Origin of the sequence: Pseudomonas sp. WP18 (assembly GCF_036689585.1) — a bacterium.
Taxonomy (GTDB): Bacteria; Pseudomonadota; Gammaproteobacteria; order Pseudomonadales; family Pseudomonadaceae; genus Aquipseudomonas; species Aquipseudomonas chlororaphis_E.
This window is the reverse complement of sequence record NZ_CP144758.1, coordinates 3858882-3871351: the sequence shown is the minus strand read 5'-3', so window position 1 is coordinate 3871351 and position 12470 is coordinate 3858882. Positions and strand designations below refer to the sequence as shown.

General features: G+C 55.7%; 10 protein-coding genes and 2 pseudogenes. 6 read left to right on the top strand and 6 right to left on the bottom strand.

Going from position 1 to position 12470, the window contains the following annotated elements:
• Positions 1 to 111: 111 nt before the first annotated feature.
• Positions 112 to 553, bottom strand: a pseudogene (locus tag V5F23_RS17015) (hotdog fold domain-containing protein).
• Between the two features lie 117 nt (positions 554 to 670).
• Here V5F23_RS17015 and V5F23_RS17010 point away from each other — a divergent pair.
• Entirely contained in the window at positions 671 to 1291 is a 621-nt protein-coding gene (locus V5F23_RS17010) for a TetR/AcrR family transcriptional regulator (protein WP_338495745.1), read from the top strand.
• A 93-nt stretch (positions 1292 to 1384) separates the two neighbouring features.
• Here V5F23_RS17010 and V5F23_RS17005 read toward each other — a convergent pair whose 3' ends face one another.
• Positions 1385 to 1747, bottom strand: coding sequence for a helix-turn-helix domain-containing protein (locus tag V5F23_RS17005; RefSeq protein WP_338495744.1), 363 nt, complete (start codon positions 1745 to 1747; stop codon positions 1385 to 1387).
• Between the two features lie 890 nt (positions 1748 to 2637).
• On the opposite strand from V5F23_RS17005, the gene V5F23_RS17000 reads away from it, so the two are divergent.
• Together V5F23_RS17000 and V5F23_RS16995 are read left to right on the top strand one after the other, a co-directional pair.
• Positions 2638 to 3078 (top strand): hotdog fold domain-containing protein, encoded by a 441-nt coding sequence (locus V5F23_RS17000; protein WP_003174093.1) that lies wholly within the window; start codon positions 2638 to 2640, stop codon positions 3076 to 3078.
• Positions 3079 to 3322: 244 nt separating this feature from the next.
• Positions 3323 to 5359 carry an NADPH-dependent 2,4-dienoyl-CoA reductase gene (locus V5F23_RS16995; RefSeq protein ID WP_338495741.1) on the top strand — a complete coding sequence of 679 codons (2037 nt, stop codon included), beginning with the start codon at positions 3323 to 3325 and terminating at the stop codon, positions 5357 to 5359.
• 535 nt (positions 5360 to 5894) lie between these two features.
• Here V5F23_RS16995 and V5F23_RS16990 read toward each other — a convergent pair.
• From V5F23_RS16990 to V5F23_RS16980, 3 genes are all read right to left on the bottom strand, one after another.
• Positions 5895 to 7103, bottom strand: a complete 1209-nt coding sequence (locus V5F23_RS16990; RefSeq protein ID WP_338495739.1) for an MFS transporter — start codon at positions 7101 to 7103, stop codon at positions 5895 to 5897.
• Positions 7104 to 7192: 89 nt separating this feature from the next.
• Entirely contained in the window at positions 7193 to 8215 is a 1023-nt protein-coding gene (locus V5F23_RS16985) for an alpha/beta hydrolase (protein WP_338495738.1), read from the bottom strand.
• Positions 8216 to 8239: 24 nt separating this feature from the next.
• Positions 8240 to 9310, bottom strand: coding sequence for an NAD(P)-dependent alcohol dehydrogenase (locus tag V5F23_RS16980; protein WP_338495737.1), 1071 nt, complete (start codon positions 9308 to 9310; stop codon positions 8240 to 8242).
• Between the two features lie 163 nt (positions 9311 to 9473).
• On the opposite strand from V5F23_RS16980, the gene V5F23_RS16975 reads away from it, so the two are divergent.
• Positions 9474 to 10382 carry an AraC family transcriptional regulator gene (locus V5F23_RS16975; protein ID WP_338495736.1) on the top strand — a complete coding sequence of 303 codons (909 nt, stop codon included), beginning with the start codon at positions 9474 to 9476 and terminating at the stop codon, positions 10380 to 10382.
• A 26-nt stretch (positions 10383 to 10408) separates the two neighbouring features.
• Here V5F23_RS16975 and V5F23_RS16970 read toward each other — a convergent pair whose 3' ends face one another.
• On the bottom strand, positions 10409 to 10729 hold the full coding sequence (locus V5F23_RS16970) for a hypothetical protein (RefSeq protein WP_338495734.1): 321 nt from the start codon (positions 10727 to 10729) through the stop codon (positions 10409 to 10411).
• Between the two features lie 65 nt (positions 10730 to 10794).
• Here V5F23_RS16970 and V5F23_RS16965 point away from each other — a divergent pair, with 65 nt between their 5' ends.
• Both V5F23_RS16965 and V5F23_RS16960 read left to right on the top strand, forming a co-directional pair.
• Positions 10795 to 10923: a hypothetical protein gene (locus V5F23_RS16965; protein ID WP_338495733.1), complete on the top strand. Its 129-nt coding sequence runs from the start codon at positions 10795 to 10797 to the stop codon at positions 10921 to 10923.
• Positions 10924 to 11441: 518 nt separating this feature from the next.
• Positions 11442 to 12158: pseudogene (locus V5F23_RS16960) on the top strand (IS21 family transposase); the annotation flags it as partial.
• Between the last annotated feature and the right edge of the window lie 312 nt (positions 12159 to 12470).

Sequence of the window (12470 nt, the reverse complement as noted above, 5' to 3'; positions counted from 1 at the left end):
GCGTTTTTCAAACTCTACCGGTGACAGTTAATCGTTGAAACTATGACGCATTTTTCATGTTCCCAGCAGGAGCGATTTGGCTCGGCGAAACGCCGAGCCTATAGAAAAGGCCTAAGCGATTTTCACATTCATCGTTATTCTGGCAATGAAAACCTTCACGCCACCCTCGTCGAAGATATCAACCGGAACGAACTTGTCGCCGGCGATTTTCCAGTCAATACCGCTGCCGTCAGCTACAGCTCGAATGCTCGATTTTACTTTCGCGAGATATTCAACGGTCATGCCTTTCGGAATCCATTTTGGAGCCTGAAGGAATCGAAGCGTCAGTCATCATTCCGCCCGCGAGCTCGGCTGCGTTGCACAGGGCTATCGCGTGAACAGATGCCAGATGGTTGGTAATTTCCTTGCGAAACGGCACGCTAACGACTGCATGGCCTGGGCTGAGCTCTGAAATCTCAGGGGCGATCGTACGGAAATAAGGTGCCATTAGGCAGGCCATATTGCTGAACGCGGCGGGGCCTACGCTGTTGGACATGCTTAGAGCTTGACACATGAGATATCCTCTGGGCTGCGTACAGAGTAATATTCTGTATTTCTGGATGCTGTTAAGCGTAGCTTTCTTTACGGTGCGTTCACCCTGTAGACTCCGTTTCATTTGGCGTTTCCCCTCATGCATTCAACTGATCTCATCGAGCGTATCTATCCGGGACGGCGTAGCGAGCTCAAGCGCACTATCCTGCGCCGAGCGCTTGCTTGCTTTAACGAGGTAGGAATCGAAGCCACAAACATCGAAACCATTCGGGCTCAATGCGAAACGAGCGTAGGCGCTATCTATCATCACTTCGGCAGTAAAGAGGGACTTGTGGCTGCTCTTTTTTTTGCTGCGCTAGAAGATCAGGCAGCGCTCCGAGATAGCTATTTGCAGAAGGCACAGACTGCTCAAGCGGGTGTAACGGCTCTTATCTATAGCTACGCTGAATGGGTCGATAAACAACCGGATTGGGCTCGCTTTGTTTTCCAAAGCCGCTACGCCGTCTCAAATGGGCCTTTCAACGGTGAATTGCTTGAACGCAATAAACAACGCAACAGGCAGTTGTTGGACTGGATGAGTGTCGAGGGCCGCAAGGAGCAGTTCAGTCATCTTCCTGTAGAACTCTTACCGTCACTCATCATCGGAGCGATAGAAAGCTATTCGCGTGCCTGGCTTTCCGGGAGGGTCAAAAAAAGCCCGAAGCAGTATCAGGATTTTCTCGCGAAGGCTGCTTGGAATTCGATTACGCAAATAGACTAGATAGCTAACTGACCTTGAGTAAGTGAATCAGCTGGCTTTCAAGGCGCAAAGTGCACGTTGCATATCACCTCGGCTGCAGTGAATCGCTCAGGTTTAACCCGTCCCATCACCTTTGCGGATGCTGTTAGCTTTTCGCCAACGTGGATTTGGTTTCACGGGGACGCTTTTCCCGTACTCGCTCCACCAGGTGGCGAGTGCCGCCATCGTCGGTCCGAGTACAATTGCCTTTGGTGTCGTCTCATATTCGACGCGGGGAGGTTCCGCGAACACTGTTCGCCAGATCAGGCTATCGTTTTCAAGCTCTCGCAGTTGCGCCGTCAGCATGTGTTGCGTGATGTCGCTAATCGCCTTGCGTAGTTCCACAAAGCGGTAGATTCGCTGGTTTAGCAACCGCCTGACTTCAAGTTTCCACTTGCCTGAAAACAGCGAAAATGCACGGCGCATTTCCTCGTGCATGGTTGATCTGAGCGCCATCATTGGCCTGGTTTCATACTAAGTACCAGTACTCATCCTACTTGTGGGTTTTCATGTTAGCCGAAATCTTGCCCTAAGTCGGCGTAACTGAGAGGCAAGGCTGTCCAGGTTTGCACGCCGCTCCAGGGGACCAAGGTGTGGCGCCCCCACTGGCACGCCGATTTCTTGAGCAACTTTGACGTCCGGAGCACCAGCCAAAGCGAGTGATCCAGGTTCCAAGCTGATCGCGGGACTTACTGTTCGATTTGCTCCACTAGCCGGTCGGATGGGGTTCTTTCGCCTCTCTTATAACTCAGAAGCTTGCCGTTCTTGATGGGGTCGCCGCGGCTGTCCAAGCCAATACTATTGGGCGCAACTGCACGCTGGACTGGACGTACCTCATGCGTTCCCAAGCGATCCTCCAAGCACCAAAACCAGAACATCGTTTTTACTGAGTCCACCTCATCGTCTCGTTTTGCCGTGCGTGGAGCTAGAAATGGTTGCCAGTGAAATCAAGTGCTTGAAGTAACGCTGCGTTCCAGACTTCGCTGTCACGGGAGCAACTTAGACGACGAAAGCGTAGGTATATCACCGCATCGCAAGTTTGTAGCGTTCAACACTACCTTTGCGTGACCGGTGCAAATCTCGCATGACTGAGCCCAACCTGGATGAACCGCTTGCCACTGTGATTGGACTCGGCTCGTCGCCCGGGATAACAGTTCTCAAGGAGACCAGCAGGTTCCGTTCTTCAGTCTTGCCAAAAAAACGTGATGGTAAGGGAGCGGACGACGCTTACGAGCCGTTGACGGTCTGCCAAAATAAGAATATTGTTCTGTAACAGAAAAGTATTCTGTATCTTACTCTACCGTTCACTAGATCAGAGGTCACCCTTCATGAGCCAGACTCTCGGCATGTACCAAAGCGTTGGCGCTTCAGCTTTCAGCAACATGGCCTGCCAAATGGCCCCCTACTTCGGCACCATCACTCCGGAAATTTCCGTGCTGACTCCCGGTCGCGCTGAAGTGAAAGTGCCTTTCCGCAAAGAAATCACCAACCATCTCGCCTCTGTTCACGCTATCGCACTGTGTAACGCGGCAGAGCTCGCCGGCGGCATGATGACCGAAGTATCCATTCCTAGCGGCGCAAAATGGATTCCGAAAGGCATGACCGTCGAGTATCTGGCTAAAGCCAAGACTTCCGTTCATGCAATCGCCGACGGCGGCGAAGTCGATTGGGAATCGTCGGGCGACAAAGTCGTTCCGGTCGAAATTTTCGACGAGGCTGGAGTGAAGGTCTTTACCGCACGAATTACCATGAATGTGAAGCTTGGCTAAGTAGCTGGCCGACCAGCCGCTTCCATAGCGGCTGGTTTTTTCGGCTTACCCCTGAGCGTCTGATCACTGTCGGTGCTCAGCACCTATAGGCAAGTCGGCGCTCACGAGTTTGAAGGTTCTTTCTGCGGCTAATTAGGTGATGGCCGGAAGGAGCGCCTGCATATATTCCAAATCCATTACTGGATACAGAGTGCTGACCATACACAGAGTCTGCACGTAATCCAGGACACGCCGGAGGCCATGAATGAGCTCTGTAATCTACCCTAAGCTGCTTTCTCCGCTAGATCTTGGCTTCACGACTCTCAAGAACCGTACGCTGATGGGCTCTATGCACACTGGTTTGGAGGAGAAGCCGAATGGCTTCGAGCGTATGGCGGCATTCTTCGCCGAGCGTGCGAAAGGAGGAGTCGGCCTCATTGTAACCGGAGGGATCGCTCCGAACGCGGAGGGCGGGGTGTACTCCGGCGCGGCCAAGTTGACCACCGACGAAGAAGCCGAGAAGCACAAAATCGTCACCCGCGCGGTGCACGAGGTGGGCGGCAAGATCTGCATGCAGATCCTCCATGCCGGTCGTTATGCCTACAGCCCGAAGTCGGTGGCACCAAGCGCCATTCAGGCCCCGATTACGCCGTTTAAACCTACGGAGCTAGATAACGAGGGGGTAGAAAAACAGATTCAGGATTTCGTCACTTGCTCTGTACTGGCCCAGCAGGCCGAGTACGACGGTGTCGAGATCATGGGTTCAGAAGGCTACTTCATCAACCAGTTCATTGCTGCTCATACCAACCACCGCACTGATCGGTGGGGGGGAAGCTACGAGAACCGTATGCGCCTTCCGGTAGAAGTCGTTCGACGAGTGCGCGAAGCGGTAGGCCCGAACTTCATCATCATCTATCGCCTATCGATGCTCGATTTGGTCGAAGGAGGCAGTACCTGGGACGAGATCGTCCTCCTGGCCAAAGCCGTCGAGAAGGCCGGTGCCACCATGATCAACACCGGCATCGGTTGGCACGAGGCACGCATTCCGACCATCGCTACGAAGGTGCCGCGTGCGGCCTTTACCAAGGTCACTGCAAAAATGCGTGGCGAGGTAAAAATCCCACTGTGCACAACCAACCGCATTAACACCCCAGAAGTGGCGGAACAGGTGCTAGCCGAGGGTGATGCCGATATGGTGTCGATGGCTCGTCCGTTCCTCGCCGACCCTGACTTCGTCAACAAGGCCGCTGCCGGCCGCGCCGACGAAATCAATACTTGTATCGGCTGCAATCAGGCCTGCCTCGACCACACTTTCAGCGGCAAGCTGACGAGTTGTCTGGTCAACCCGCGCGCGTGTCACGAGATCGAGCTGAACTACATCCCCACCACCACCGTGAAGAAGATCGCCGTGGTCGGTGCCGGCCCAGCGGGCCTTTCCGCCGCCACCGTAGCGGCCGAGCGTGGACACAGTGTGACCCTATTCGACGCGGCCAGCGAAATCGGTGGTCAATTCAATGTCGCCAAGCGCGTTCCTGGTAAGGAAGAGTTCTACGAGACTCTGCGCTACTTCAAGAGGAAGCTGGAAATCACCTGCGTCGACCTTCGCCTCAATACCCGTGTGTCGGCCGAGGACTTGGCCAGGGGCAGCTTCGACGAGGTGATCCTGGCTACCGGCATCGTGCCGCGCAGCCCGGCCATCGAAGGCATCGGACACTCAAAGGTCATCAGCTACCTAGATGCCCTCCTTCAGCGTAAGCCGGTCGGCCAGAAGGTCGCGGTGATTGGTGCCGGTGGCATCGGCTTCGACGTCTCCGAATTCATCATCCATAGCGGCGAGGCCACCAGCCTTAACCGGGACGCCTTCTGGAAGGAGTGGGGCATCGACGCGACACTCAGCACGCGGGGCGGTGTCGCCGGAATCAAGGCAGAGGTGCAGCCGGCGGTTCGCGAGGTATTCTTACTGCAGCGCAAGAAGTCTAAGGTTGGCGATGGACTGGGTAAAACCACTGGCTGGATCCACCGCACCGGCTTGAAGCACAAAAACGTGAAGATGATTAACTCGGTTGAGTATCTCAAGATTGATGATGATGGATTACACATAAGTGTTGCTGGTGGCGAGCCTAAAGTTCTGTCGGTAGACACCGTAATTGTCTGCGCAGGGCAAGACTCGCAGCGCGAACTGCATGAAAGTCTGGTGGCCATCGGGCAGCGAGTGCACGTGATTGGTGGCGCTGATGTGGCTGCCGAGTTGGATGCCAAGCGTGCGATCAACCAAGGCTCGCGCTTGGCCGCCGAGCTTTAATGCAGGAGAGCGTAACCAACATGGCGGCATGCCTCATGCCTCTTCTTCAGCGCAGTTCTTCGGCCGAGCGCCATAACCTTTCGGTGGTCATCCAACTGTCCAGGCAGATTGATTTGATCTCTCTGTCGGCAATTCCGGCAGGCCTATTGGCGCTGGGTTGCGGGGTCTATTTGGCTTTGCAGCGCTGGCTCAGTTATGCAGGCTTATACTTCTGTTGGCTTTGGGAGGTATAAGGACCAGAACCAGGCTATTGGATGCTGGGCGCTTGCTGATAAGCCAGCATGGTTTTGGTGGTATGGGAATCATCGAACTATTGCAGATAGCCGATGTTTCTCGCGGGTCCTTCTACCATCACCACGATTCCTAGGAAGAACTCGGGCTGCAGTTGTTGCGGGAGTGCTTCGATGTGTGTTTCTCCGGTCTCAGAGGTCTGGAGGATGTACCGCAGTTGGAAAGCTTTATATTTTACCGTCCAGCCTCTGAGCGATTGCTCCACCGGAACACAAGGGATGCCTTGGCGTGTCTTGTGTTTTTTTTATGCGATGTTCACCGATGCAATCGGCTCTCGCGTGGCAGAGCGTGCAGCCAGGAAGGCAAGTACAGCCGCCACGCCCAGCAACGCGGCGCTCAACTCGAAGGTTGCGCGATAGCCGCTCAAGTCAAACACCAGCCCGCCAACGGTTGCACCCGAGGCAATGGCCATTTGAATGATCGCCACCATTAAGCCGCCTCCCGCTTCAGCAGCCTCTGGCAATGTTCTGGCCAGCCATGTCCACCATCCCACTGGAGCTGCCGTTGCAACCAGTCCCCAGAGACCCAACAAGACAGTGGTGATGGCAGCCGAACTGCCGAATGAAACGAGCGCCAGTGCGATCACCGCCATCAATATCGGAATGACGATGAGGGTGCGATGCAGGCCATTTTTCAAGAAGGCTTCAATCAGGAAGGTTCCCGCGAGCCCAGCTAGACCCAAGACGAGCAACATCAGCGACAGCGTGGAAACGCTGACGTGTGTGACCGTTTCGAGGAACGGGCGCAGGTAGGTAAACAGCATAAACTGCCCCATGAAAAAGACACTGACCGCCAACATGCCTAACGCGACCGGTAGGCTTTTCATCAACTTGAAGACATTCCCAGTGCCCGAACCACTTTGTGACTTCATCGCCGGAAGGCTAAACAGAAGCCAGGCAGAGGCGATTACCGCGACCGGGATAACGCACAAAAATGCACCGCGCCAGCCGATCAACGCGCCAAGGAAACTGCCCAGCGGCGCTGCAATCACTGTTGCCAAAGCGTTGCCACCGTTGACGATTGCCATGGCGCGAGTGATCTGGTCTTCAGGCACCAGGCGCATGGCGGTTGCGGCCGACAGAGACCAGAAGCCGCCTATCGCTACCCCGATCAACGCGCGACCTATCATGAATACCCAGTAATTCGGTGCGAAAGCGACCACTGTTCCCGAAATGATCATCAGCACAGTCAGTGACAACAGCAGTGGCTTGCGGTCGACCCGCGCCGCCACCGAAGCGATCAGGAGGCTGGCGAACAGCGCAAACAGCCCAGAGACAGAAATGCCCTGGCCCGCTTGCCCCTCGGTGATTTGTAGATCGGCGGCAATCGGCGTCAGCAGGCTGACGGGCATGAATTCCGACGCCACCAGCACGAAAGCTGCAAGCGACATGGCAAATACGGCGCCCCACGATTGTTCAGCTTTCCGGAGGGTGTGGAAGGAGTGATTGGGCATTGATTGAATCCTGTCATGCGCGAAGCGTCGCGGCCCCGCAAACGAGGCCGCGAGAGAGACCGGGGGGCCCTGCCAGGGGCACCGGCCAGTTACTTCAGGTTGCTTTTGAAAAACGAGGTCAACTTGGCGAATGGAATGAGGTTGACCCGGTCGTAGAGATCCACATGCCCAGCATCTGGAATGATGAGCAGTTCTTTAGGTTCGGCAGCGCGTTTGTAAGCGTCCTCACTGAACTCGAGTGAGTGTGACTGGGCGCCAGCAATGAACAGCAGTGGGCGAGGGGAGATCGTCTCGATGTCGTTGAACGGATAGAAATTCATGAATTTCACGTTGCTGGTCAGCGTCGGCATGGTGGTTGTCTGCGCCGAAGCACCGGTAGGCGTAACCTCACCTCGTGGAGTGCGGTAGAACTCGTAAAACTCGTCACCCACGGCGTTTCCGGTCAGTTTGAGTGGTGAGCCGCTGGTATAGCGGGTCTGGCCATTCTGGAACTCCACGTCTCGCTGCTGCGCCGCCTCGTGAATGATCTGCTGGCGCTGTTCAGCCGTTACACCGTGCTTGAGGCCATTACGATTGGCCGCGCCCATGTCGTACATGCTAACGGTGGCGATGGCCTTGAGGCGCGGATCAATCTTCGCCGCGCTGATGACGAAGCTGCCACTGCCACAGATGCCGATGACGCCGATACGTTCACGATCAACAATGGGTCGAGTGCCGAGAAAGTCCACGGCGGCACTGAAGTCTTCGGCGTAGATATCAGGCGAGACTGCCTGACGAGGAGTGCCCTCGCTTTCGCCCCAGAAGGACAAGTCCAGCGACAACGTGACAAATCCTTGCTCGGCCATTTTGGTGGCGTAGAGGTTTGCGCTTTGCTCCTTCACTGCGCCCATGGGGTGGCCAACGATGATGGCGGCGTTTTTCGTTTTCGGGTCGAGGTCTTTCGGGGTGAACAAGTTGCCCGCGACTTTCATGCCGTATTGATTGTTGAAAGTGATCTTTTCAACGGTCACTTTCTCGCTTTTGTAGAAGTTGTACGCGCTGTTTGACATGTCGGCTCCCATTGAGGAAAAAGTGGTAACAAGCAGCCCGAAGGCGAGAAAAATACCTCTCACTGGATCTTCCTTTCGGTTGAGTCGTTATTGGCTGGAGTCTTTCGCTTGGGTAGCCAATGTGGCGTTGTCGATCACGAAGCGATACTTGACGTCACCCTTGAGCATTCGTTCGTAGGCGTCGTTTATCTGATCGGCTCGAACCAGTTCGATGTCGGCGACGATGCCATGTTCAGCGCAGAAATCGAGCATCTCCTGCGTTTCAGGGATGCCGCCGATCATCGAGCCGGCGATCGTTCGACGCTTCATGATCAGGTTGAACACATTGGGTGATGGATGCGGCGAGGCGGGCGCACCGACTAGCGTCAGCGCGCCGTCGCGCTTGAGCAAGATCAGAAAAACATCCAGATCGTGGGGCGCTGCGACGGTGTTGAGGATGAAGTCGAAGCTCTTGGTATGCGCGGCCATCTCCTCAGCGTTGCGCGATACCACAACTTCGTCAGCGCCCAACTCCTTCGCCGCTTCGCGCTTGGATTCGGACGTGGTGAACGCCACAACGTGGGCGCCCATCGCATGGGCCAGTTTGATGCCCATGTGGCCCAGCCCGCCGATGCCGACCACACCGATTTTCTTACCCGGCCCGGCGTTCCAGTGACGCAGCGGAGAATACGTGGTGATGCCCGCGCACAGCAGCGGCGCGACGGCGGCCAATTGCTTCTCCGGGTGACTGATGCGCAGGACATAACGCTCATGCACCACAATGTTTTGCGAGTAGCCGCCCAGCGTCCAGCCGGGCGCTTCTGGCGTCGGAAAGTTGTAGGTGCCGATCATGCCATCGCAGTAGTTCTCCAGGCCCGCTTCACAGTCGTCACAGTGTTTACAGCTATCGACGATGCAACCGACACCGACCAAGTCGCCGACTTTGAATTCTGCTACATGGGCGCCGACCGCCGATACACGACCCACAATTTCGTGTCCCGGTACGCAAGGGAACTGCGTTCCTGCCCATTCGGCACGCACTTGATGCAAGTCCGAATGGCAGATACCGCAGAAGGCGATATCAATCTGAACGTCATGGGCGGCCGGGGAACGGCGAGTGATCTGCAAAGGCTCAAGGGGTTTGTCGCCCGCATGAGCACCATATGCATGTACAAACATGGGAAAGTCCTCGATGGTGTGTCGGACGAAAATTTTCCCGCTCTGCTCAGACTGATAACAGTGTATTACGCTCGATTACTTGCCTGATTCTATGAGTCTTCGATCTTTTTCAGGACGGTTGCGTGCGGACGAGTTAGAGTTCAGCGATAGCTACGAGACAAACATGATGACCCAACCCGAAACCGCCACATCGCCCCAAGAGGCGCTCGCCCAGGTCATTGGCTCGCGGGTCTCGAAACCGGGCGACTACGCAACGTCAATTGCGGGCCTCGGCTTCTTTCGGCGCGAACACCCGACGCCGCCCGTTGTTTGCATGGTCGAGCCGAGCATCATTCTTGTCGCCCAAGGCGAGAAACAGTTGTGGACGGGCGGTGAGGGTTATCCCTACGACGCTACGCGATTTCTGGTCACCTCACTGGATTTGCCTGCCAACTCGGAGGTGCTCGCGGCGAGCCCCGAGCACCCATGCCTAGGGCTGACGTTCAAGCTCGATTTGCGCATGCTGGCCGAGTTGATAACGCGGAGTGACCTGCCGCCCACCCGTGATCGTTCAGTTCCGAAAGGGGTAGGCATTGGTTCAGTGACCGCAGCCATGCTGGCGTCGTTCGAACGCTTATTGGCGCTACTTGATGAGCCGGAGGCCATTCCTGTTCTCGCCCCCTTGATTCAGCGTGAAATTCACTACCGTCTGTTGAAAAGTGATCAGGCGGGCCGGCTTCGACAGATAACTTCTGTCGATGGTCAAGGTTATCGGATCGCGAAAGCCATCGATTGGTTGAAGTTGAATTACACCTCGGCGCTTCGAGTCGATGAGCTAGCGGCCCGTGTCCAGATGAGTACGCCGACCTTCCACAACCACTTCCGCCAACTCACCGCAATGAGCCCCTTGCAGTATCAAAAATGGCTTCGACTGAATGAGGCAAGACGATTGATGCTCAATGAACACCAGGACGTATCCAGTGCGGCTTTCAAGGTTGGATATGAAAGCCCTTCCCAGTTCAGCCGCGAATACAGTCGACTTTTTGGAGTTGCTCCTAAACGGGATATCGCAGCGTTACGAAAGGCAGGCTAGCGACATTGTGAGGTCTTTTCGGCGAGTCAGGCCGGTGCAAGGATCAGGTCCACTGGCCGCTGCGCGGGCGGCGATAGGGTACGTCCCGCCAGTTGCAAGATGGCGCACTCGATACACATATCCGATGGCGGAAGTTCGGGATGTAACAGGGAACCCAAGTTTACTAGGTTGCCATTGCGGTCATCGTGATCGAGCCAGGGGATCCAGGTGAACAGGATGTTGTCGCTACACAACGTCAGATGGCGCAGTAACGACAGATTGTCACAGGATAGCTCCACCGGCAGCGCTTGATTCTGTTTCATGCTGAACATCGCGCGTAGACGCGGGGCGAGAGATTTGTCGAGCATAACGGCGGACCATGGCTAGCCCGGTACCTGCGTCGGTGACGGGGGGTATTCTGCTGGAGTAGTGGATGTTCCGGTCGGCAATAGAGGGCGGCGGGCTCGGCCGGCAGCCGGATCACCTCGAAGCGATCGTCCTGTTCCAATTCGCCAGAGTAGGCTACGAAGAACTCAATGTGTTCCTGTTCCAGGTGCACTAATAGTTTCGGCGTCTGGCTGGCTTCGATGTGCAGCCTCAGGTGTGGGCAATGGGTTTCAGTTCGAGCAGCGCATGTCGCAGCGGCCCGTCCATGGCGAGTAGACTGGCCCCGAAGTTCAATTGCCCGCGTTCGGCGTGGGACAGGTAGTAGACCTCGTCTGCCAGATCTCGTGCGCGCTCGAGCAGTACCTTGGCTTTATCTAGTTCGAAATCTGGCTTAGTAGTGGATTTAAAACGATGATAAACAGCATTGAAAATTTATCGTTGGATCAGGTTTTTATTAGAAGCGGGCAGTTGCTTCAGCGCTCACTTCATGGGGCTTTGTCAAACGTAGTTTCCGACGCGGTGCCAGATTCGATCCAGAAGCGCTCCACATCTTTAACCACTGCCCAATGGACTATTAAAAAAGCTGTCGGAAACGCCACGGACGCTACCAGAATCCCTGGAGCCCTATTTGTCTCAGGCACTTAACGCTGCGCCAAGAACCAACGAATACTTGGTGGCGGTCTTGGATGCGTTACGGTTAATGCCCGATTTGCTGTCATGTGTGCCCACTACCTGTTCGACCCAGACTTCTGCAACGTCGCCTCGGGTTGGGAAAAAGGCATCGTTGAAAAGAACGTCCAAGACAGCCGTCGGCGCATTTGGATCGACGCTCAAGACTGCATGTTTCACACTTTCGAAGAACTGAATATCTGGCTCGGTCAACGCTGCCGGTCGCTCTGGAGCGAGCTGGTGCATCCTCAGTACAGCGGGCTGACGGTGGCCGAGGTCTTGGAGCTGGAGCGGGTTGAAATGATGCCGATGCCGACAGCGTTTGATGGCTACGTCGAACGTACCGTGCGGGTCTCCAGCACCTGCCTGATCAGCGTGGCGCGAAATCGCTATTCAGTGCCATGTGAGCGAGTCGGCCAGTGGGTCAGCAGCCGTCTGTATCCTTCGCGAATCGTGGTCATCGCCGATGAAACGGTCATAGCCAGCCACGAGCGCCTCCTTGATCGAGATCAGGTCAGTTTTGACTGGCAGCATTACATCCCGCTTATCGAACGCAAGCCCGGGGCACTGCGTAATGGCGCGCCATTTGCCGATCTACCGAAGCCGTTACTGCTTCTCAAACGGGGACTGAGGCGTCACACCAACGGTGATCGAATCATGATGCAGGTACTGGCTGCTGTGCCTATCGCCGGTCTCGAACCGGTGCTGGTTGCGGTGGAGTTGGTACTTGAGTCGGGAAGTGACGATGTTGAGATCGGGCGCTCGGGTACGCAGCGCTTCGTAGCGGGCAGTGACGAAGTCTGATGTCAGAAGCATAAGAACTTTGTGAGGGCGTGCGGCAGGCTTGCTCATGCGAAGGCATCTCTGTAGGTGGAGTCTGGATGCTATCTTTTTACTTTGCTTGCTCGATTGGGATATCGCAGGGCGTAGATGATCAACGCTAGAGCAGGTGACGATAGACTGCGATTCGCATAGAAAATGTGCAGGCATGAGAAGGTTGGCTGCGCACCGTGCTCGACGACTGGAATCGGCCGCGACATCGATTGAGCGTGG